The organism is Tistlia sp., from assembly GCF_040905785.1.
GTDB lineage: Bacteria > Pseudomonadota > Alphaproteobacteria > Kiloniellales > DSM-21159 > Tistlia.
The window spans coordinates 4,885-26,817 of record NZ_JBBDQW010000059.1; the positions used below are offsets into that span (position 1 = coordinate 4,885).

At 71.5% G+C, this 21,933-nt stretch carries 19 protein-coding genes; 9 read left to right on the forward strand and 10 right to left on the reverse strand.

What is annotated here, in order from left to right; translation table 11 throughout:
• Positions 1 to 295 precede the first annotated feature (295 nt).
• The 7 genes from pobA to WD341_RS13585 form a co-directional block, all read right to left on the reverse strand.
• Positions 296 to 1,474, reverse strand: a complete 1,179-nt coding sequence (gene pobA / locus WD341_RS13555) for a 4-hydroxybenzoate 3-monooxygenase (RefSeq protein ID WP_368425999.1) — start codon at positions 1,472 to 1,474, stop codon at positions 296 to 298.
• Positions 1,475 to 1,715: 241 nt separating this feature from the next.
• The gene (pcaG, locus tag WD341_RS13560) at positions 1,716 to 2,348 is read right to left on the reverse strand and encodes a protocatechuate 3,4-dioxygenase subunit alpha (protein ID WP_368426000.1); all 633 of its coding nucleotides are present in this window, start codon (positions 2,346 to 2,348) and stop codon (positions 1,716 to 1,718) included.
• A gap of 6 nt (positions 2,349 to 2,354) precedes the next feature.
• Positions 2,355 to 3,080, reverse strand: coding sequence for a protocatechuate 3,4-dioxygenase subunit beta (pcaH, locus tag WD341_RS13565; protein ID WP_368426001.1), 726 nt, complete (start codon positions 3,078 to 3,080; stop codon positions 2,355 to 2,357).
• Between the two features lie 35 nt (positions 3,081 to 3,115).
• Positions 3,116 to 3,493, reverse strand: coding sequence for a 4-carboxymuconolactone decarboxylase (pcaC, locus tag WD341_RS13570; protein WP_368426002.1), 378 nt, complete (start codon positions 3,491 to 3,493; stop codon positions 3,116 to 3,118).
• Positions 3,486 to 4,292, reverse strand: coding sequence for a 3-oxoadipate enol-lactonase (pcaD, locus tag WD341_RS13575; protein WP_368426003.1), 807 nt, complete (start codon positions 4,290 to 4,292; stop codon positions 3,486 to 3,488). The genes pcaC and pcaD overlap by 8 nt, the downstream gene beginning before the upstream one ends.
• 106 nt (positions 4,293 to 4,398) lie before the next feature.
• Positions 4,399 to 7,548 (reverse strand): efflux RND transporter permease subunit, encoded by a 3,150-nt coding sequence (locus tag WD341_RS13580; protein WP_368426004.1) that lies wholly within the window; start codon positions 7,546 to 7,548, stop codon positions 4,399 to 4,401.
• A 6-nt stretch (positions 7,549 to 7,554) separates the two neighbouring features.
• The gene (locus WD341_RS13585) at positions 7,555 to 8,736 is read right to left on the reverse strand and encodes an efflux RND transporter periplasmic adaptor subunit (RefSeq protein ID WP_368426005.1); all 1,182 of its coding nucleotides are present in this window, start codon (positions 8,734 to 8,736) and stop codon (positions 7,555 to 7,557) included.
• A 259-nt stretch (positions 8,737 to 8,995) separates the two neighbouring features.
• Between WD341_RS13585 and WD341_RS13590 the strand changes: the two genes are divergently transcribed.
• The 3 genes from WD341_RS13590 to WD341_RS13600 all read left to right on the forward strand — a co-directional run bounded on the left by WD341_RS13590 (position 8,996) and on the right by WD341_RS13600 (position 13,287).
• Positions 8,996 to 10,672: a thiamine pyrophosphate-binding protein gene (locus WD341_RS13590; RefSeq protein ID WP_368426006.1), complete on the forward strand. Its 1,677-nt coding sequence runs from the start codon at positions 8,996 to 8,998 to the stop codon at positions 10,670 to 10,672.
• 13 nt (positions 10,673 to 10,685) lie between these two features.
• Entirely contained in the window at positions 10,686 to 11,954 is a 1,269-nt protein-coding gene (locus WD341_RS13595; RefSeq protein WP_368426007.1) for a Zn-dependent hydrolase, read from the forward strand.
• A 73-nt stretch (positions 11,955 to 12,027) separates the two neighbouring features.
• The gene (locus WD341_RS13600) at positions 12,028 to 13,287 is read left to right on the forward strand and encodes an MFS transporter (protein ID WP_368426008.1); all 1,260 of its coding nucleotides are present in this window, start codon (positions 12,028 to 12,030) and stop codon (positions 13,285 to 13,287) included.
• Here WD341_RS13600 and WD341_RS13605 read toward each other — a convergent pair.
• Positions 13,247 to 13,711 (reverse strand): N-acetyltransferase family protein, encoded by a 465-nt coding sequence (locus WD341_RS13605; protein ID WP_368426009.1) that lies wholly within the window; start codon positions 13,709 to 13,711, stop codon positions 13,247 to 13,249. The genes WD341_RS13600 and WD341_RS13605 overlap by 41 nt on opposite strands.
• A gap of 44 nt (positions 13,712 to 13,755) precedes the next feature.
• Between WD341_RS13605 and WD341_RS13610 the strand changes: the two genes are divergently transcribed.
• Entirely contained in the window at positions 13,756 to 14,208 is a 453-nt protein-coding gene (locus WD341_RS13610) for a GNAT family N-acetyltransferase (protein WP_368426010.1), read from the forward strand.
• 10 nt (positions 14,209 to 14,218) lie between these two features.
• Here the strand turns inward: WD341_RS13610 and WD341_RS13615 are convergent, their stop codons facing one another.
• On the reverse strand, positions 14,219 to 15,244 hold the full coding sequence (locus tag WD341_RS13615) for a histone deacetylase family protein (protein WP_368426011.1): 1,026 nt from the start codon (positions 15,242 to 15,244) through the stop codon (positions 14,219 to 14,221).
• A gap of 12 nt (positions 15,245 to 15,256) precedes the next feature.
• Entirely contained in the window at positions 15,257 to 16,000 is a 744-nt protein-coding gene (locus WD341_RS13620; protein ID WP_368426012.1) for a GntR family transcriptional regulator, read from the reverse strand.
• Between the two features lie 225 nt (positions 16,001 to 16,225).
• On the opposite strand from WD341_RS13620, the gene WD341_RS13625 reads away from it, so the two are divergent.
• The 5 genes from WD341_RS13625 to WD341_RS13645 form a co-directional block, all read left to right on the forward strand.
• Positions 16,226 to 17,008: a class II aldolase/adducin family protein gene (locus tag WD341_RS13625; protein ID WP_368426013.1), complete on the forward strand. Its 783-nt coding sequence runs from the start codon at positions 16,226 to 16,228 to the stop codon at positions 17,006 to 17,008.
• Between the two features lie 56 nt (positions 17,009 to 17,064).
• Positions 17,065 to 18,639, forward strand: coding sequence for an ABC transporter substrate-binding protein (locus WD341_RS13630; RefSeq protein ID WP_368426014.1), 1,575 nt, complete (start codon positions 17,065 to 17,067; stop codon positions 18,637 to 18,639).
• Between the two features lie 100 nt (positions 18,640 to 18,739).
• Positions 18,740 to 19,714, forward strand: coding sequence for an ABC transporter permease (locus WD341_RS13635; protein ID WP_368426015.1), 975 nt, complete (start codon positions 18,740 to 18,742; stop codon positions 19,712 to 19,714).
• A gap of 13 nt (positions 19,715 to 19,727) precedes the next feature.
• Positions 19,728 to 20,582, forward strand: a complete 855-nt coding sequence (locus WD341_RS13640) for an ABC transporter permease (protein WP_368426016.1) — start codon at positions 19,728 to 19,730, stop codon at positions 20,580 to 20,582.
• A 3-nt stretch (positions 20,583 to 20,585) separates the two neighbouring features.
• On the forward strand, positions 20,586 to 21,933 hold a 1,348-nt coding region (locus WD341_RS13645), incomplete at its 3' end, for an ATP-binding cassette domain-containing protein (RefSeq protein WP_368426017.1).

A 21,933-nucleotide genomic window follows, 5' to 3' on the forward strand; every position in this document is an offset into this window, starting at 1 on the left:
GGACCCAGCCTGCGCGGACGCTTCCCTCGCTTCATGGCGAGCTTGTCGACCATGCAAGCGCGGACCCAGCCTGCGCGGACGCTTCCCTCGCTTCATGGCGAGCTTGTCGACCATGCCAGCGCGGATCCAGCCTGCGCGGACGCTTCCCTCGCTTCATGGTGAGCTTGTCGACCATGCCAGCGCGGATCCAGCCTGCGCGGACGCTTCCCTCGCTTCATGGTGAGCTTGTCGAACCATGCGAGCGTGGGATCGCAGGCGCCACGCCCGCAAGGGACAGACCGCGTCGTCGCGCCTCTCAGAGCGGCAGCCCGACGTAGTTCTCGGCCAGCGCCGTCCGCGCCGCCTCGCTCGACAGCAGGTAGGACAGCTCGGCCTGGCGGATGCGGTCCTCGAAGGCCTGCTCGGGGCCGAAGGTGTGGAGCAGGGAGGTCATCCACCAGGAGAAGCGCTGGGCCTTCCAGATCCGGGCCAGGGCCTTGTCGGAGTAGGCCTCCAGGCCGGCCTGGCTGCCGCTCTCGTAGAACTCGATCAGGGCGTCCGAGAGGTAGCGCACGTCGACGACCGCGAGGTTCAGGCCCTTGGCGCCGGTCGGCGGCACGATGTGGGCGGCGTCGCCGGCCAGGAACAGGCGGCCGTGGCGCATCGGCTCGGCGACGAAGGAGCGCATCGGCGTCACGGACACGTCGGTCACCGGCCCCTCGACGATCAGGTCGCCGTGGCGGCCGAGGCGCCGGCGCAGCTCGTCCCAGATCCGCGGCAGCGGCCACTGCGCCAGGTCCTCGTCGGGCCGGCACTGCAGGTAGTGGCGCGCCACCGTCGGCGAGCGCATCGAGTAGAGCGCAAAGCCGCGGGCGCTGCGCGCGTAGATCAGCTCCTCGCCGGCCGGCGGCGCCTCGGCCAGGACGCCGAGCCAGGCGAAGGGGTAGCTGCGCTCGAACAGGCTGAGCGCGCCCTCGGGCAGGCTGGCCCGGCAGACGCCGTGGAAGCCGTCGCAGCCGGCGACGAAATCGCAGGTCAGCTCGTGCTCGACGCCCTCCTTGCGGTAGAGCAGGCGCGGGCGCTCGCCGTCGAGGTCGAGCGGCCGCACCTCCTCGGCTTCGAAGACCAGCGGCAGGCCGGCGGCCAGGCGCGCCGCGATCAGGTCCTTGGTGACCTCGGTCTGGCCGTAGACCGTGACCCTCTTGCCGCCGGTCGCGGCCGCCAGATCGAGACGGCTGCGCTCGCCGTCGAGGCAGATCTCGAGGCCCTCGTGGACCAGGCCCTCGCGCTTCAGGCGCGCGCCGACGCCGAGCTCGGCGAGCAGCTCGACCGTGTGCTGCTCCAGGACGCCGGCGCGGATGCGCGCCTCGACGTAGGCGCGGTCGCGGCGCTCCAGCACCACCGACTCGACGCCGTGGCGCGCCAGGCGCTGGGCGAGCACCAGCCCGGCCGGCCCGGCGCCGACGATCCCGACCTGGGTGCGGGACTTCCGCATCGGAGGCTTCCCCTCATGTTGTTATGTCAACATGCCGGAGAAGGGCCGTGGCGTCATCTGGAAATCGGGGGCAGCGCGGGTGTGCCGGGAGCTGTGCCTTCACGCCCCTCGACAGGTTCGGGACGAAGCGACCTTGGGTGCCGGTGTCGAGGTCGCTTTAGCCTCAGCCGACCTAGCGCCCAGTCCATACCCCCGCTTCGTCCCGAGCCCGTCGAGGGGCGTGGGAGCTCGAAGGCCCGGCTCAGACGTCGAAGAAGACCGTCTCGCCCTCGCCCTGGAGCACGATGTCGAAGCGGTAGACGGTCTCGCCGCCGCGGCTTTCGCGGCGGGCGATCAGGGTGTCGCGGCGGCCGGCGTGCTCGACCAGGCCGAGCACGGCGTCGCGGGCGTTGGCCTCGGCCTCGTCGTCGAAGTAGAGGCGGGTGGTGAGGCCGATGTTGATGCCGCGCGCGACGATCCACAGGGTCAGGTGCGGCGCCGAGGGCCTGGCCTTGCCGTCGGGGCCGGCGCGCCCGGCGACGGGGCCGGGCTTGACCGTCTCGAACCAGTAGAGGCCGGTGCTGAAGTCGGTGACCGCGCGGCCCCAGCCGCGGAAGGGCGCGGCGCCGAGCGGGCCGCCGGGATAGGCGCCCCGGGCGTCGGCCTGCCAGACTTCGAGCGCGGCGTCCTTGACCTTGTGGCCGGCGCCGTCGAGGACGTAGCCCTCGATGCGGATGCGCTCGCCGTCGGCCGCGGCCCCGGCGATGACGTTGTCCTGGGCCTGGCTGCCCTCGGGCAGGCCGGCGGCGGCCGGCGCCAGGCCGATGTGCAGGAACGGCCCGGCGGTCTGCGAGGGCGTCTCCTGGAGGCGGTGGAAGCGGTGGCTCTCGGTCATGGCCGCTCAGGCTCCCTGCAAGCGGTTTTCGAACAGGGTCTGGCGGCGGCCGCGCAGGACGACGTCGAAGCGGTAGGCGAGGCTGTCGAGCGGCACGCCGGCCTCGGGGTCGAGGTGGGCGACCAGGCGCTCGACCGCGGACTTGTCCTCGATCGCGTTGAGGATCGGGCAGCGCGGGATCAGCGGGTCGCCCTCGAAGTAGAGCTGGGTGATCAGGCGCTGGCAGAAGGCCTCGCCGAAGATCGACAGGTGGATGTGCGCCGGCCGCCAGTCGTTGATCCGGTTGCGCCAGGGGTAGGGCCCCGGCTTGATCGTGCGGAAGAAGTAGTAGCCCTCGGCGTCGCTCATGCAGCGGCCCCAGCCGCCGAAGTTCGGATCGAGCGGCGCCAGGTAGCGGTCGTTGACGTGGCGGTACTTGCCGCCGGCGTTGCACTGCCAGACCTCGACCAGGGCGTCGGGCACCGGCCGGGCGTTCTCGTCGAGCACGCGGCCGTGGACGAGGATGCGCTCGCCGATGGCGTCGCCGCCCTCGCCGAAGTTGCGGATCAGGTCGTTGTCGAGCGCGCCCAGGGCGTCCTGCCCGAAGGCCGGGCCGGTGACGTCGCCCAATCCCTGCTCGAGCGCCAGCAGCGCGAAGCGCGGCGAGCGCGTCAGGCTGGTCTTGTAGCCCGGCGCGAAGGCGGGCGGATGGATCTCGCGGTTGCGCGGGTAGAACTCGTCGGTGCCGGCCATCTGTGATTTCCCGGTGGTTCGCTCTGGATTGCGTCTCAGCCCTGGGCCTCGGCGAAGATCGCCTTGGCGATGCGGATCGCGCTGTTGGCGGCCGGCACGCCGGCGTAGACGGCGACGTGCAGCAGCACCTCGCGGACGTCCTCCTCGCTGGCGCCGGTGCGGCGGATCGCGCGCAGGTGCAGGGCCAGCTCCTCCTCGCGGCCGAGGCCGGCGAGCAGCGCGATGGTGACGAGGCTGCGCTCGCGCCGGGTGAAGTGCGGCCGCGACCAGAGCGAGCCCCAGGCGATCTCGGTTATGAAGCGCTGGAAGTCCGCGTCGAAGGCGGTCTTGCCGGCCTCGGCGCGGGCGACGTGGTCGCCGCCCAGCACCTCGCGGCGCACGGCCATGCCGGCCTCGTAGCGGTCCTCAGGCAAGCTTCCGCTCCTTCAGGAAATCGGCGATCAGGCGGCCCATGGCGGCCGGCGCCTCGACCGAGGGCAGGTGGCCGGCGCCGGGGATCTCGGCGAAGCGGGCGTCGGGCAGGAGGCCGGCCAGCTCGCGCACCAGGGCCGGCGGCGTCGCGCCGTCGGCGCTGCCGACCAGGCAGAGCGTCGGCATGGTCAGGGCCGCGGCGCCCTCGGTCAGGTCGGCGTCGCGGATCGCCGCGCAGGTCGCGAGGTAGCCCTCGAGCGGCGTGCGCGTCAGCATGTTGCGCCAGAGCGCACGCTCGGCCGGCCGCTCGGCGCCGAAGGCGGGCGAGAACCAGCGCTCCAGGATCGGCTCCGCCAGGGACTCCAGGCCGCCGGTTTCCAGGGCCTCGATGCGCTGCTGCCACATCTCGGCGCTGCCGATCCGGTGCGCCGTGTCGCAGAGCACCAGGGCCGGCACGCGCTCGGGATGCCGTGCCGCGAAGGCCTGGGCGACCATGCCGCCGACCGAGAGGCCGACCAGGACCGCGCGGCCGATGCCGCGCTCCTCGAGCAGGGCGGCCAGGTCGTCGGCGAGGCCGTCGATGTCGTAGGGGCCGGGCGGGCAGTCGGACAGGCCGTGGCCGCGCTGGTCGAAGCGCAGCCGGCGCCCCGCGCCGGGCAGGTGCGCCAGCAGGGGGTCCCAGACGCGCAGGTCGGTGCCGAGCGAATTGGTGAAGACCAGGGCCGGCAGATCGCGGTCCGCGTCGGCTGCGGCCTCGTCGCGGAAATGCAGCGCATGGCCCGCCGCCAGCGTCGCCTGCATCGGCTCTCCTCTCCCCTGCGGGCCGGCGGCGTCGCACCGGCCTCGAGCTTCTTCGGCCGGCACACTAGTGCAGACGGCAGCGTTGGGGAACGGCCTAGCGGTTGCGCTATTCGGCCGCGTCGCGCTCGCCGGGCCGCAGCGTCAGCAGCGGCCGGTGGTGCCGGTCCAGCTCGTCCTCGAGGCGGCGCGCGACGGCGCCGCGCTCCGGCGTGCCGCGTGCGACGAGGAAGTAGATCAGCGGGATGACGAAGAGCGTCAGCAGCGTCGCCGAGGCGATGCCCGCCAGCACCACGACGCCGATCGCGGAGCGCGTCTCGGCGCCGGCCCCGGTCGAGACGATCAGGGGGACGGCGCCGGCCGCGGTGGTGATGGCGGTCATCAGGATCGGGCGCAGGCGGATGCCCGAGGCCTCGACCACGGCCTCGCCGAACTCCCGGCCTTCCTCGCGCAGCTGGTTGATGAACTCGACGATCAGGATGCCGTTCTTGGCGGCCAGCCCGACCAGCATGATCAGGCCGATCTGGGTGTAGATGTTGAGGCTGCCGCCGGTCAGCCAGATGCCGCACAGGGCCCCGGCGATGGCCAGCGGCACGGTCAGCATGATCACCACCGGGTGGAGGAAGCTCTCGAACTGGGCGGCGAGCGCCAGGAAGACCACGACGATGCCGAGCAGGAAGACGAAGACCAGCGAGCCGCCGGATTCGGCGAAGTCGCGCGACTGGCCCTTGTAGGAAAGGACGACCTGCTCCGGCAGCTCCTGGCGGGCGAGGCCGTTCAAGTACTCCAGCGCCGCGCCCAGGGTGTAGCCCTCGGCCAGGTTGGCGCTGATCGTGATCGAGCGAAGGCGGTTGTAGCGGTTGAGCTGCGTGGCGCCGGCGTACTCCTGGATGGTGACCAGGTCGGGCAGGGGCACCAGCGCGCCCGAGGCGTCGGAGCGCACGTAGATGTTGTTGATGTCGGTCGGCGTGCTCTGGTCGCTCTTCTCGCCCTCGACCAGGACGTCGTACTCCTTACCGTCGGCGATGTAGGTCGTCACCGTGCGGCCGCCCATGAAGGTCTCCAGCGCCCGGCCGATGGTGCTGACGCTGACGCCAAGGTCGCCGGCGCGATCGCGGTCGATCGACAGCGCGATCTGGGGCTTGGTCTCCTTGAAGTCGTGGTCGAGGTTGACCAGCCCCGGGTTGTCGGCCTCGATCTCGCGCAGCAGGATGTCGCGCCACTCCCCGAGCTGCTCGTAGGTGCCGCCGCTGATCACGAACTGCACCGGCACGCTGGAGCCGCCGCCCAGGCTCTGGCGCATGATCGGCACGACGTTGACGCCGGGCAGGTCGCCGAGCTCGCGGCGCAGCTCGGCCATGATGTCCCAGGCGCTGCGCCGCAGGCTCCAGTCGGCCAGGCCGACCACCACGAAGCCGGAGTTGAAATTCTCGATGCGGCCGAAGCCGCGCGGCGCGCGCACCAGCAGGCGCTGGAACTCCCCGCTCTCGAGGTAGGGCAGCAGCCGCGCCTCGATGATGTCCATGTACTCCTCGATGTACTCGAAGGAGGCGCCCTCGGGACCCGTGACGCTGATGAAGAAGGCGCCGCGGTCCTCCTTCGGCGCGTATTCGGAGGGCACCTGCTCGTAGAGCCACCAGCCGGCGGTCAGGGTCCCGGCGAAGACCAGGACGGCCAGCCAGGGCGCCTTCAGCAGGCGGCCCAGAAGCCGGACGTAGCCGCGCTTCGTCGCCTCGAAGCCGCGGTCGGCGACCCGAGCCAGCATGCCGGCCTGCTCGTCCTGCTTCAGCACCTTCGAGGCGATCATCGGCGACAGCGACAGGGCGACGAAGGACGACAGGAAGACCGCCGCCGCCATGGTGATGGCGAACTCGCTGAACAGCCGGCCCAGGTCGCCCTCGATGAAGGTGATCGGCACGAAGACCGCGATCAGCACCGCCGTCGTCGCGATCACGGCGAAGCCGACCTGGCGGGTGCCGCGGAAGGCGGCCACCAGCGGCGTCTCGCCCTCGCTCTCCATGCGCCGGTGGATGTTCTCCAGCACGACGATGGCGTCGTCGACGACCAGGCCGATGGCCAGGACCAGGGCGAGCAGGGTCAGCAGGTTGATCGAGAAGCCGAGCGCGAACAGCAGGATCGAGGTGCCGATCAGGGAGACCGGCACGGTCACCGCCGGCACCAGCATGGCGCGCAGGCTGCCGAGGAACAGGTAGATCACCAGGACCACCAGGCCGATGGCGATCGCCAGGGTCTTGTAGACCTCGTCGACGGCGCCCTGGATGAAGACGCTGCTGTCGTAGCTCTGGCGCAGCTCCAGGCCTTGCGGCAGGGTCGGATTGATCTTCGCCGCCAGCTCGCGGACCTGGCGCGCCACCTCCAGGGTGTTGGCCTGGGACTGCTTGATGACGCCGACGCCGACCATCGGCTCGCCGTTGCCGCGGAAGAAGGTGCGGGTCTCGACCGCCGCCTGCTCGACCCGGGCGACGTCGCCCAGGCGGATCAGGTAGCCGTCCTCGCCGCGCTGCACGACCAGCCGGGCGAAGTCCTCGGGGGTGCGAAAGCCGCGCTCGACGCGCGCCGTGAAGTTGCGCTCGATCGATTCGATCGAGCCGGCCGGCAGCTCGACGTTGTCGGCGCGCAGCGCGGTCTCGACGTCGGAGACGGTCAGGCCGCGCGCGGCCAGGGCGTTGCGGTCGAGCCAGACCCGCATGGCATAGGTCTGGGAGCCGCCGAGGCGCACCCGCGCCACGCCGTCCAGGGTCGAGAAGCGGTCGAGCAGGAAGCGGTCGGCATAGTCGCTCAGCTCCAGGACGCTGCGATCCTTGCCGGCGAAGTTCAACCAGATGATCACGTCGTCGCTGGAATCGGCCTTCTGGATGTCCGGCGGGTCGGCCTCCGCCGGCAGCTGGTCGACGACGCCGGCCACCCGGTCGCGGATGTCGTTGGCGGCGGCGTTGACGTCCCGGGCGGCGTTGAACTCGATGGTGATGCGCGAGCGGCCGTCCTCGCTGTAGGACTCGATGAAGGCGATACCCTCGACGCCGGAGATGCGGTCCTCGATGACCTCGGTGATGCGGGTCTCGATGACCTGCGCCGCGGCGCCGGGATACTCGGTGTCGATCGTGACCACCGGGGGGTCGATGTTCGGGTACTCGCGCAGCGGCAGGCGCTCGAAGGCGACCAGGCCGAAGGCGACGATCAGCAGGCTCATGACTGCCGCGACGACCGGCCGCCTGACCGAGAGATCGGAGAGCATCATGGCCGATCAGCCCCCGGCCTTGCCCTGCAGGATATCGGTGACCGAGGTTTCCCCGGTCTCGGTGCCGAGCACCCGGACCGGGTCGCCGTCCTCGAGCTTGAGGGTGCCGTGGACGACGACGCGCTCGCCTTCGACGAGGCCCTCCAGGATCTCGATCTCGCCGGGCCGGCGGGCGCCGGTTTCGACCTGGCGGCGGCGGGCCACGGGGGATCCCTCCTCGTCCGAGACGACGAAAACGAAGCTGCGCCGGTCGTAGGGCACCAGCGCTTCCTCGGAGAGCACCAGCGGCTCGCGCGGATTCTTCAGCAGGGCCACGGTCATGACCAGGCCCGGACGCAGCGGCAGGCCCTCGTTCGGCACCAGCGCGCGCACCATGATCGAGCGGGTCACCGGGTCGATCGAGGTGTCGACGCTGCTGACCACGCCCTCGAACTCGCGCTCGGGCAGGGCCGGCGAGTGCGCCCTGATCGCCAGGCCGGGCCTGAGGGTCGCCAGGAAGGTCGAGGGTACCGCGAAGTCGAGCTTCAGGGTCGAGATGTCGCTGAGCGTGGCGATCCGGTCGCCGGGGCCGACCAGGGCGCCGAGGCTGACATTGCGCAAGCCGATGACGCCGTCGAAGGGCGCCAGCACGGCGCGGTCCTGCACGCGCGCGCGCGCGATGTCGAGCTCGGCCTCGGCCTGCCGCAGCGCGGCGCGGCGCTCGTCGAGCTGGGCGGCGGTCGCGAACTGCTGCTCCTGGAGCTGCGAGGAGCGGCTGAAGGAGGCGCGTCGCTCGGCCAGCACCGCCTCCGCGGCCTCGACCGAGGCGCGTTCCTCGGCCTGCTCCAGCACGACCAGCAGGTCGCCCTCCTGGACCTCCTGGCCGTCGTCGAACAGCAGCTCGACGATCCGCTCGCTGACGGTGGCGCTGAGCGCGACGGTCTCGTTCGCCTTGAGGGTGCCGACCGCCTCGACCCGGTCGAAGAAGGTGTCGCGAACGACCTGCCTGACGATGACGGGTACGGCCGGCCGCGCGTCCTGCCGGGCGCTTCCCTGCTGCGCAACGGCCGGGCCAGCCAGCTGCAGGACGCCGCCGGCGAGGACGGCGGCGAGCGCCGCGCGCAGACCGGCCTGGACCGCGGAAGCAGCCCAGCCTGGGGTCGCCGGCCCTGGGGCCTCGAAACTCCGGGCCATCGCGGTCTGCGCCATCGGCGTCGGCTACCTTTTCTGAAGACTGCGGGAAGCGGTTACGCCGCTCAAGCTATGTGGCCAAGCCCAAGGGTAAAGGCGCGGGGGCGCTTCCACCCCCGCGACAGGCGCCTGTCCACCTCTAGAGCCTAACGTGCGGACCGGGGCTTTCCGTCGCGGCAATCTTCGCATGGCTCTGCGCGGCTGCGGAAGACAGCTTCGTCGCGACGCGCTAGAAGAGTGGCGAAGACCGATATCCGTTAGGGAGACGTGACGCGCGATGGCAGGTCCCAGCCTCGAAGGCACCGGTGGCGAGATCCTGGTGCAGTGCCTGAAGACCCACGGGGTCGAGACCCTCTACTGCGTGCCGGGCGAAAGCTACCTGGCGGTGCTCGACGCGCTCTACGACGCGCCCGAGATTCGGCCGGTCGTCTGCCGGCAGGAGGGCGGCGCGGCGATGATGGCCGACGCCTACGGCAAGCTGACCGGCCGCCCGGGCATCTGCTTCGTGACGCGCGGCCCGGGCGCGACCAACGCCTCGGCCGGCGTCCATGTCGCCTTCCAGGACTCGACGCCGATGATCCTCTTCGTCGGCCAGGTCGCGCGCGGCGACCAGGAGCGCGAGGCCTTCCAGGAGGTGGACTACCGGCGCATGTACGGCCAGCTGGCCAAATGGGTCGCGGAGATCGACGACGCCCGGCGCATCCCCGAGTTCGTCAGCCGGGCCTTCCACACGGCGACCTCCGGGCGGCCCGGCCCGGTCGTGCTGGCGCTGCCCGAGGACATGCTGCGCGACCGGGCGACGGCGCCGGCCTGCCTCGCCTACGAGCCGACCGAGAGCGCCATGGGCCTGGGCCAGCTCGAGCGCCTCGGCGCGCTGCTCGAGACCGCGGAGCGACCCTTCTGCGTGATCGGCGGCGCCGGCTGGGACGCCACCGCCTGCGAGCGCTTCCGGCGCTTCGCCGAGGCCTGGAAGCTGCCGGTCGGCGCCGCCTTCCGGCGCCAGGACCACTTCGACAACACCCACGGCTGCTATGCCGGCGACGTCGGCATCGGCATCAGCCCGAAGCTCGGCAAGCGCGTCCGCGAGGCCGACCTGCTGCTCGTCGTCGGGCCGCGCCTCGGCGAGATGACGACCGGCGGCTATTCGCTGATCGACATTCCCGAGCCCCAGGGCCGGCTCGTCCACGTCCATCCCGACCCCGAGGAGCTCGGCCGGGTCTACCGCCCGAGCCTGGCGATCGCCGCCGACCCGCGCTCCTTCGCCGCCGCCGTGCAGTCGCTGACGCCGCCGCGCCCGCCGGCCTGGGCGGCGGCGACCGAGCAGGCGCATCGCGACTACCTGGACTGGAACGCGCCGGTCGAGACGGTCGGGCCGCTGCAGATGGCGAAGCTGGTCGACTGGCTGGCCGAGACGCTGCCGCCCGATGCCATCCTCTGCAACGGCGCCGGCAATTACGCGACCTGGATCCACCGCTTCTACCGCTTCCGCCGCTTCGGCACGCAGCTGGCGCCGACCTCCGGCTCGATGGGCTACGGCGTGCCCGCCGCGGTCGCCGCCAAGCTGCACCACCCCGAGCGCACCGTCCTGGCCTTCGCCGGGGACGGCTGCTTCCTGATGCACGGCCAGGAGTTCGCCACCGCCGCCCAGTACGAGGCCGCGGTCGTCTTCATCGTCGTCGACAACGGCATGTACGGCACCATCCGCATGCACCAGGAGCGCAACTACCCGGGCCGGGTCAGCGCCACGGCGCTGAACAACCCGGACTTCGTCAGGCTGGCCGAGGCCTACGGCGGCTACGGCGAGCGGGTCGAGCGCACCGAGGACTTCGCCCCGGCCTTCGAGCGCGCGCGCGCCGCCGGCCGGCCGGCGCTGCTGCACCTGATGCTCGACCCCGAGGCGATCACGCCGCTGAAGTCGCTGAGCCAGATCCGCGCGGAAGCGGAAAGCCGGTAGCAGGAGGCCGAGCATGGACGGCAAGGGAACGGGCGCAGGGCCGGGCAGCAACGCGCTGCGCATCGACCGCGAGCGGCTCTGGTCGACGCTGCAGGAGTCGGGCCGGATCGGCCCCGGACGCGCCGGCGGCCTGAAGCGCCTGGCGCTCGACGACGCCGACCGCGACATGCGCGACCTCTTCGTCGCCTGGTGCCGCGAGGCCGGCTTCGACGTCACGGTCGACGGCGTCGGCAACATCTGCGCCCGGCGCGCCGGCACCGAGCCGGACCTGCCGCCGGTGGTCGTCGGCAGCCACCTCGACACCCAGGTCGCCGGCGGCCGCTACGACGGCATCCTGGGCGTGCTCGCCGGCCTCGAGATCCTGCGCACCCTCAACGACAAGGGCATCGAGACGCGCCGGCCGATCGAGCTGATCGACTGGTCGAACGAGGAGGGCGCCCGCTTCACACCGCCGATGCTGGCCTCCGGCGCCTTCGCGGGAGTCCATGCGCTCGACTGGGTGCTGGCGCGCCGGGACGACGACGGCAAGTCCTTCGGCGAGGAGCTGGCGCGCATCGGCTACGCCGGCAAGGCGCCGGTCGGCGGCCGGCCGCTCGACGCCTACTTCGAGCTGCACATCGAGCAGGGGCCGATCCTGGAGGCCGAGGGCGTGCCGCTGGGCATCGTCACCGGCGGCTACGCGACCCGCGGCTTCAACATCGACATCCGTGGCGAGAACGCCCACAGCGGCCCGACGCCGATGGCCAAGCGCCGCAATGCCCTGGTCGGCGCCGGCTACCTGATCGTCGCGGTCAACGAGATCGGCTGGAAGTTCGCCGAGGGCGAGGGCAAGGCGACGGCGGCGCGCCTCGAGGTCTGGCCGAACAAGGCCGGCATCATCTCCGACTGGGCCCAGCTGACCTGCGACTTCCGCCACCCCGACCCCAAGGCGACCGCCGAGATGGAGGCGCTGCTGCGCGCCGCGATTCCTGAGGCGGCGGAGAAGGCGCGGGTCGAGATCGAGATCGTCGAGGACTGGACCTTCGGCGAGGAGCGCTTCGACCCCGACTGCATCGCCCTGGTCCGCGAGAGCGCGGCCGAGCTCGGCGTGCCGACCCGCGACCTGCTCAGCCAGGCCGGGCACGACGCCTACCACCTGTCGCGGATCTGCCCGACGGCGCTGCTCTTCACGCCCTGCCGCGACGGCGTCACCCACAACGAGGCCGAGCACATCGAGGCGGACTACACGGTGCCCGGCGTCGACGTGCTGCTGCACGCCGTGCTGAAGCGCGCGAACCGCTGATGCTCATAGTCTGCGCGAAGAAATGCGCTTAAGAACCAGTGTGAAAACAACATTGGCCGGACGGTAGCGGGGCGTGACTGATCCGACCCGCGCGGCGACCGGGGGCGGCTGGGCCGGCCCGCTCGCCGCGATCGTCCTGCTGCAGATCGCGGCGGCTTTCCTGCTGCAGCTGCTGCCGGTGCTGGCGCCGATGCTGGCGGGACGCTACGGCTGGCCGGAGAGCGCGATCGGCTACCTGATGGCCGGGACCATGGCCAGCGCGATCTTCTGCCTGTCGGCCAGCAGTCCCTTCGTGCGCGGCCTCGGCCCGGTGCGCGCGGTGCAGGCCGGGCTGGTCATCGGCGGCGCCGGCGCCGCCCTGCTGTGGCTACCCTTCTGGTTCGCGCCGATCGCCGCCGCCGTCCTGATGGGCATCGCCTACGGCCCCTCGACCCCGGCCGGCGGCGAGGTCCTGCAGCGCTTCGCGCCGCGGCGCCACCGCTCGCTCATGTTCTCGCTCAAGCAGGCCGGCGTGCCGGCCGGCGGCGTCGCGGCCGGCATCCTGCTGCCGCCGATCGCCGAGCGCGCCGGCTGGGACGCCGCCGTGGCGGTCGCCCTGGCGGTGCTGCTGGCCGCCGTGCTGCTCGCCCAGCCGTTCCGCGCCCGCGCCGACGCCGGGCGCGACCCCCATGCGCGGCGGGGCGTCTCGGTCTTCCTGACCCTGCGCAACCTGAAGCTGCCGCTGCAGGCGCTGCGCGGCGGGCGGGACCTGTTCCCGCTGGCCTGCATCGGTGGCGGCCTGGGGCTCTGTCAGGGCACGCTCAACGCCTTCCTGGTGACCTACCTGGTCGCCGGGCTGCAGGTCGACCTGCGCATCGCCGGCGCGACCTTCGCCGCCATGCAGGCCGGCGGCGTCGCCGGGCGCCTGCTGCTCGGCTGGCTCGCCGACCGCCTCGGCTCGGGCGTCGCGGTGATCCGGCTCGCCGCCGTCGGTTCGGTCTTCGCCATGCTGGCCTTCGCCCTGGCCGAGCCCGACTGGCCGCGCTGGGCCCTGCTCGGGCTCGGCTGCTTCGCCGGGGCCGCGGTCGCCGGCTGGAACGGCGTGCATCTGGCCGAGGTCGCCGAGCGGGCGCCGGCGGGGCGTGTCGGCGAGGCCTCGGCGGGCGCGGCGATCCTGACCTTCTGCGGCTTCATCCTGGGCCCGGCGGCCCTGGCGACGATTCTCTCGGCGAGCGGCGGCTTCGCGGCGGGGCTGGTCGCCCTGGCGACGGTGCCGGCGGCGGCCCTGGTCGCCTCCCTTGTCTGGCTGCCGCTCAGCCGCCGGCCGGCACCACCGGGACGGCATAGAGGATGAAGTCGCTCCGGCGCGCGTAGCTGTCGTAGAGCCTGCGGCCGTCGTAGTTGAACTCCTGGGTGAGCCAGCGAAGATTGGCCCAGCCCTCCGCGCGGCAGCGCTCGATCACCGTGTCGATCAGCCGGCGCCCGATGCCCTGGCCCCGGCGCTCGGGATCGGTGAAGAGGTCGCTGAGATAGCAGACCGTGTTTCCGCCCAGGCTGCGCGGCATGGCGTGGAAGTGGGCGAGCCCGACCGGGCGATCCTCGGAGTCGACGGCGACCAGGGCTTGCATGAGGTGCTGCGGGTCGTGGATCCAGGACCAGACCGTGGCCACCGTCGTGGCGTTCTCCGGCACCTGATAGAAGGCCATGTAGCCGCGGAACAGGCCGGACCAGGCCTCGAAGTCCCGGTCTTCGGGCGGGCGGACGGTGATCTCGGCCATGGCGGGACTCCCTCGGGGCGGTGGCGGCGCGCTATGCTCCGGCCATGGAGCAGATTCGGCAAGCCGGGCCCGAAGACCTGGCCGCCATCGAGGCGCTGGTCGAGGCCGCCTATGCCGTCTACGTCCCGCGCATGGGCCGTCGGCCGGGGCCGATGGACGACGACTACGCCGCGCGCATCGCCGCCGGCCAGGCCTGGGTCGTGCCCGGGCCAGAGGGGGCGCCGCTGGCCCTGCTGGTGCTGGAGCCGCAGCCGGACTTCCTGCTCGTCGACAACCTGGCGGTCGCGGCGGCGGGTCGGGGCCAGGGGCTGGCGCGGCGACTGCTGGCCTTCGCCGAGTCCGAGGCGCGGCGCCTCGGCTACCAGGAGCTGCAGCTCTACACCCACAAGTCCATGACCGAGAACCTGGCGATCTACCGCCACCTCGGCTGGGAGCTCTACCGCTGGGCCAGCGAGAAGGGCTTCGAGCGGGCCTACTTCCGCAAGTCCGTGGCGTAGCGGCTCGCCGCTAACGCCCACCCTCGAAGCCTTCGAGGAAGCTGACCAGGTTGTCGGCCAGCTCGGGCGCCAGGTAGCCGCCCTCCTGGACCAGCAGGGTCGGCAGGCCGAGGCGGGCGATGGCGCCGCCGATCCGGGCGAAGCCGGGCGTCGTGATCGCCAGCGCCTTCAGCGGGTCGCCCTCGAAGGCGTCGAGCCCCAGGGCCACGACCAGGGCACCGGGCGCGAAGGCGCGGATCGTGGCGAAGGCCTGCTCCAGGGCGACCAGCCAGTCGTCGTCGCCGGTGCCGATCGGGAGCGGCAGGTTGAGGTTGTAGCCCAGGCCCGCGCCGGCCCCGCGCTCGGACTCGTGGCCCCAGAAGAAGGGGTAGAAGTCCCGCGGGTCGGCGTGCAGCGAGACCGTCAGCACGTCGGCGCGCTCGTAGAAGACGCCCTGGGTGCCGTTGCCGTGGTGGACGTCGACGTCGAGGATCGCGACCCGCTGATGGGCCCGGCGCAGCTGCTGCGCGGCGATCGCCGCATTGTTCAGGAAGCAGAAGCCGCCGGCCATGTCGGCGTAGGCGTGGTGGCCCGGCGGCCGGCACAAGGCGTAGGCCTGGCGCTCGCCGTCGAGCAGCAGCTCGGCGCCGGTCGCCGCGACGTCGGCCGCGGCGCAGGCGGCGGCGAAGGTGCCGGGGCCGATCGGGCAGGCGGTGTCGGCCATGTGCCAGCCGGCCCGCCCGACGATGGCGCGCGGGTAGCTGGCGTGGCCGCGCGCCGGGTGGACGTTGGCGATGATCTCGCCGCCGCTGTCGCCCAGCGCCTGCCAGGCGTCCCAGGCCTCCTCCAGGAAGCGCAGGTAGTCGGGCGTGTGGATCGCCGCGCGCGGCCCCGGGCCGAGCCCGGCCGGCGCCAGCAGCTGGTCGCCGCGCGCGGACACGGCGGCGTGCAGGCGCTCGGCGCGCTCCGGCTGCTCGGCGCTCGGCTTCGGCTGGCCGCGGACCAGGAAGAACTGCGGCTCGTGGCGCGCGTGCTCCGGGGAGAAGACGACCTTCATCGGGACCTTCCTTCAGCTCTGTCGGGCAGGGGCGGGCGCCGGGGAATCCGCGGCGGGCTCTCGGGCGCTGCCGCCGGGCGGTCGCTCCGCGAAGAAGCGGCGCACCTCGGTCCAGGCGACGCCGATGTGGTACTCGACCGCCTCGGTGATGATCCGCGGATCGCCGCCCTCGAGCGCCTCTAGGATCGGCGTGTGGGTCTCGGCGATGACCAGGGGATCGTCGTAGAGATGGTCGATCATGGCGATCACCATGCGCACGTCGATGGCCATGTCGTCGTAGAGCCGCAGCAGGCGGCGGTTGCCGGAGAGCACGCTGAGCGCGCGGTGGAACTGCAGGTCGGCCTCGACCAGCGCCGCCTCCTTGCCCGCCCGGGCCAGGCGGCGCATCTCCTCGATGCGCCGCGCCAGCTCGTCCAGGCCGGCGCGGCCGGCGCGCTCGGCGGTCAGGCGGGCCGCGCAGCTCTCGGCCATGATGCGCACGGCGTAGAGGTCGTCGACCTCGCCGAGGCTGAGCTCGCGCACGAAGAAGCCGCGCCGCGGGTGGGCGACCAGCAGGCCGCGCTGCTCGAGCCGCCGCGCGGCCTCGCGCAGGGGCGCGCGGCTGATGCCCATCTGGCGCGCCAGCTCGGCCTCGACCAGCCGCTGGCCGGGTGCCAGGCGGCCCTCGACGATGGCCTGGACCAGGCTCTCGCCGACCTGGTTGACCAGGTCGGCGGAGCGTAGCGTCGCGAATGCCTTGCCCGCCTGTTCCGTCACGCCACACCCGTCACGCCGCTCGCGCCTTTCCGACTCCGCCGCCGGGCTCGCGCTGCCGCCGGGCCCTCGGCGTCGGCTCCCTGGTTTGGGAGCAGACTAGAGTCCGCATTGTCGATTGTCGACAGTTCGGCGGTTGTCGGGAGCGGCGCGCCTGTGGCAGTCTTCTGGCAACAAGGCGGCGGGCAAGGATCCGCTGCCAATGACAGGGCTAGGACAGGGTACGGGATGACCGTCGCGGCGAGCGCGCCGATTCTGGACGAATCCACCTCCGCCGACGCCGAGCGTCGGCTGCGCTGCGAACTGGCGGCGGCCTACCGGCTGGTCGCGCTGCACGGGCTCGACGATTCGATCTTCACGCATATCTCGGCGCGCCTGCCGCAGGAGCGCTTCCTGATCAATGCCTACGGCGAGCGCTTCGAGGAGGTGACGGCCGGCAGCCTGGTCACGGTGGACCTGGACGGCCGCATCCTCGATGACCCGACCGGGCGCGGCATCAACCCGGCCGGCTTCACCATCCACAGCGCCGTTCACGCCGCGCGGCCCGATGCCGTCTGCGTGCTGCACACCCATACGCCGGCCGGCGTCGCCGTCTCGTGCCAGCGCGACGGCCTGCTGCCGCTGAACCAGTGGTCCCTGCAATTCCACGGCCGCCTCGCCTACCACGGCTACGAGGCCATCGCCCTGGACCTCGAGGAGCGCGAGCGGCTGGCCGCCGACTTGGGCGACAAGCCGGCGATGGTCCTGCGCAACCACGGCCTGATGACCGTCGGGCGCAGCGTCGCCGAGGCCTGGAAGCTGATGCACAATCTGGAGCGATCCTGCGAGGCGCAGCTGCGCCTGCAGGCCAGCGGCGCGCCGCTGGTCCACCCGCCCGAGACGGTCTCGACGAAGACCGCGGGGCAGTACGCGGCCGCCTACGACGCCATGGAGCGCGGCGAGACGGTCGATCGCGAGTGGGCGGCCTTCCGCCGCCTGGTCGAGCGCCGCTGCCCCGGCTACGACGCGTGAGCGCCGGACGGCGGCCGCAACCAAGGAAAACCGACTTGAACGGGGAGACGAGAAACATGTTGAAGACCACGCGACGGGCCTTGCTGGCCAGCCTGGTGCTGGGAGGGGCCATCCTGGCAGTCGCCGGCCCGGCCACGGCCCAGGAGCCGAAGCAGGGCGGCACCCTCAACATCGTGATCCAGCCCGAGCCGCCCAGCCTGATGCTCGGCATCGTGCAGAACGGCCCGACGCAGATGGTCGCCGGCAACATCTACGAGAGCCTGCTGCGCTACGACCACGAGCTCGACCCCATGCCGAGCCTGGCGACCTCCTGGGAGGTCAGCGACGACGGCACCGTCTACACCTTCAAGCTGAAGGAAGGCGTCACCTGGCACGACGGCGAGCCCTTCACCGCCGCCGACGTGGTGTTCTCGGCCGACGTCTTCCTGCGCGAGACCCATCCGCGCCTGCGCGTCAGCCTGGAGCACGTCGAGACGATCGAGGCGGTCGACGACCACACGGTCCGCTTCACCCTGAAGCAGCCCTTCGGCCCCTTCCTCGGCATCTTCGAGGTCGGCACCATGCCGATGGTGCCGAAGCACATCTACGAAGGCACCGACTTCAAGAACAACCCGGCCAACGCCACGCCGATCGGCACCGGCCCGTTCAAGTTCGAGGAGTGGGAGAAGGGTTCCTACATCCACCTCGTCAAGAACGAGGACTACCACGTCGAGGGCCAGCCCTACCTGGACGAGGTCTACTGGCAGGTGATCCCCGACGCGGCCTCGCGCTCGGTCGCCTACGAGACCGGCAAGGTCGACGTGCTGCCCGGCGGCTCGGTCGAGAACTTCGACGTGCAGCGCCTGGTCGACCTCGACAACAGCTGCGTCACCGGCAAGGGGTGGGAGTACTTCGCGCCGCACGCCTGGATGTGGCTCAACAACCGCAACGGCCCGCTGCAGGACAAGCGCTTCCGGCAGGCGATCATGTTCGCGCTCGACCGCGAGTTCGCCCGCGACGTGATCTGGAACGGCCTGGGCACGGTGCCGACCGGCCCGGCCAGCTCCAAGACCCGCTTCTACAGCGATGACGTGCCGCAGTATCCGCACGATCCCGAGAAGGCCAAGGCCCTGCTCGAGGAGATGGACTACGACGGCACGCCGATCCGCCTGCTGCCGCTGCCCTACGGCGAGACCTGGCAGCGCTGGGCCGAAGCCGTGAAGCAGAACCTCGAGGAGGTCGGCATCGAGGTCGAGGTGGTCGCCACCGACGTCGCCGGCTGGAACCAGAAGTTGGCCGAGTGGGACTACGACATGGCCTTCACCTACCTCTACCAGTACGGCGACCCGGCGCTCGGCGTGGCGCGCAACTACCTCTCGACCAACATCGCCAAGGGCTCGCAGTGGAACAACGTCCAGGGCTACGAGAATCCCGAGGTCGACGAGCTGTTCCAGAAGGCGGCTGTCGCCTTCCCGGACACCGAGCGCGCCAAGCTCTACGACGAGGTCCAGAAGATCATCGTCGAGGACGTGCCGGTGGCCTGGCTGCTCGAGATCGAGTTCCCGACGATCCATCGCTGCGACGTGAAGAACCTCGTCAACACGGCGATCGGCGTGAACGACGGTCTGGTCGACACCTGGCTCGACCGCTGAGCCGAATCGGCTAGGCTCGACAGGGGCGGGGCCGGCGGCCTCGCCCCTTCCTGCCCGCGACAAGCTGAACCCAGCCAAGCGAACCCCGACAAGCGAACCGATGCAGAAACTCGGCTTCATCGTCAGGCGGCTGTTCAAGGCGGTGGTGGTGCTGCTCGCCATCGTCATCCTGAACTTCTTCCTGATCCGCGCAGCGCCGGGCGATCCGGCCCAGGTCATGGCCGGCGAGGCCGGTGCCGCGGACGAGAAGTTCATCGCGCAGCTGCAGGAGCAGTTCGGCCTGAACAAGCCGCTGCACGAGCAGCTGGCGATCTACGTCGGCGGCGTTGTGACCCTCGACCTCGGCTACTCCTACCGGCAGAACGAGTCGGTCACGACGCTGATCCTCGACCGGCTGCCGGCGACCCTGCTGCTGACCGGCACCGCCTTCTTCATCTCGCTGCTGCTCGGCCTGCTGTTCGGGGCGATCGCGGCCAGCCGGGTCGGCAGCATCACCGACACGGCGGTGACCTCCCTGGCGCTGCTGTTCTACGCGACGCCCCTGTTCTGGATGGCGCTGATGTCGATCCTGCTGTTCTCCGTCGTGCTCGGCTGGCTGCCGGCCTACGGCATGGAGAGCATCGGGGCGAACCTGACCGGCCTGGCCTACGTCGGCGACGTCGCCGCGCACCTGGTGCTGCCGGCGATGACGCTCGGCCTTTTCTTCATGGCGGTCTACGCGCGGCTGACCCGCTCCTCGATGCTCGAGGTCGCCGACATGGACTTCGTCAAGACCGCGCGGGCCAAGGGCGTGCATCCGGCGCGCATCACTCGGGTCCACGTGCTGCGCAACGCCGTGCTGCCGGTGATCACCCTGGCCGGCATCCAGGCCGGCCAGATCGTCGGCGGCGCCGTGCTGACCGAGACGGTCTTCGCCTGGCCGGGCATCGGGCGGCTGATGTACGAGGCGCTGTTCCAGCGCGACTACAACCTGCTGCTCGGCATCTTCTTCGTGTCGTCGGCAATGGTCCTGCTGTTCAACCTGATCACCGACGTGGTCTACACCTTCATCGATCCCCGGATCGAGCTGAAGTAGCCGGGAGAGAAGAATGCAGCCCGGTGCGGCAAGAGACTTCTGGAAGCGTTTCCTGCGCAATCGCGGCTCGCTGGTCGGCCTGCTGATCCTGCTCGCGGTCGTGTTGCTGGCGATCTTCGCGCCGCTGCTCTACCCGCAGGATCCCTGGCGCATGGTGCAGCGGCCCTTCCTGCCGCCGCTCGAGGTCGACGGCTTCTGGTTCGGGACCGACACCCTGGGCCGCGACATCGGTGCCGGCCTGGTCTACGGCAGCCAGGTCTCGCTGCTGGTCGGCATCGTCTCGACCGTCGTCGCCCTCTCGATCGGCGTCACCCTGGGCGCCGTCGCCGGCTACTACGGTGGCCTGGTCGACGACGCCCTGATGCGCTTCACCGAGTTCTTCCAGACCATCCCCAACTTCGCCCTGGCCATCGTCCTGGTCGCGATCCTGCAGCCTTCGACGGAATCGGTGATCATCGCCATCGGCGTGGTCTCCTGGCCGCCGGTCGCGCGCCTGGTGCGCGGCGAGTTCCTCAGCCTGCGCAGCCGCGAGTTCGTGCAGGCGGCCAGGGTCGTCGGCCAGAAGAACAGCCAGATCATCTTCCGCCAGATCCTGCCGAACACGCTGTCGCCGATCATCGTCATGGCCTCGCTGATGGTCGCCACGGCGATCCTGCTGGAGTCGGCGCTGTCCTTCCTCGGCCTGGGCGACCCCAACACCATGTCCTGGGGCTACATGATCGGCGCGGCGCGCACGGTGATCCGCCAGGCCTGGTGGCTGAGCGTCTTCCCCGGCATCGCGATCCTGCTGACCGTGCTGGCGCTCAACCTCGTCGGCGAGGGGCTGAACGACGCGCTCAACCCGCGCCTCGCGCGCAAGGGGCGCTGAGCCATGGCCAGGAAGGTTCGCGAGGGCGAGGCGCAGGACCACCGGCTGCTCGAGGTCGAGGGCCTGACCATCGCGCTGCCCGACGGCGCCGAGCGCCCCTACGCCGTCGAGGACATCTCCTTCGTGCTCGACCGCAACGAGATCCTCTGCGTCGTCGGCGAGTCCGGCTCGGGCAAGTCGATGACCGCCAACGCGATCATGGGCCTGCTGCCGCAGCCCCACGTCCGGCCGGTCGCCGGGCGCATCCGCTTCGAGGGCCAGGACCTGCTCGGCGAGAGCGAGGCCGAGCTGCGCCGGCTGCGCGGCGCACGCGTCGGCATGATCTTCCAGGAGCCGATGACGGCGCTCAACCCGCTGATGACCGTCGGCCGGCAGATCGGCGAGGTCTTCGACGCCCACGGCCGGATCGACCGGCGAGAGCGGCGGCGCCTGATCCTCAAGCTGCTCGACGACGTCGGCCTGCCCGATCCCGAGCTGCTGATCGAGAGCTATCCCTTCCGCCTGTCGGGCGGCCAGCGCCAGCGGGTCATGATCGCCATGGCGCTGGCGCTGGAGCCGGCCATGCTGATCGCCGACGAGCCGACCACCGCGCTCGACGTCACCACCCAGGCGCAGATCCTGGAGCTGATCCGCTCGCTCCAGGCCTCGCGCAACATGGGTGTCATGTTCATCACCCACGACTTCGGCGTGGTCGCCGAGATCGCCGACCGGGTCGCGGTCATGCAGACCGGCCGGATCGTCGAGCTGGGGCCGGCGGCCGAGGTGCTGAATGACCCGCAGCACCCCTACACCCGCCGCCTGATCGGCGCGGTGCCGCAGTTTGCGCCGCCCGAGCGGCCGGCCCCGACCGGCGAGATCCTGCTCAACGTCGAGGGCCTCAACAAGACCTACGTCACCTCGCGCGGCCTCTTCGTCAGGAAGCGCGAGGTCGCCGCGGCCAAGGACGTCAGCTTCGAGATCCGGCGCGGCGAGACCCTGGGCCTGGTCGGCGAGAGCGGCTCCGGCAAGTCCACCGTCGGCCGCTGCCTGGTGCGCCTGCTCGACACCGACGGTGGCCACATCCGCTTCCGCGAGCTCGACTTCGCCACGCTCAAGGGCGAGGCGCTGCGCGCCCAGCGCCGGCACATCCAGATGGTCTTCCAGGACCCCTACGCCTCGCTGAATCCGCGCCAGAAGGTCGGCCGCATCGTCGCCCAGGGACCGCTCGCCAACGGCGTCCCGGAGACCGAGGCCCTGGCCCGCGCCAAGGAGCTGCTCGGCCTGGTCGGCCTCGACCCCAGCGCCGCCGAGCGCTATCCCCACGAGTTCTCCGGCGGCCAGCGCCAGCGCATCGGCATCGCCCGCGCGCTCG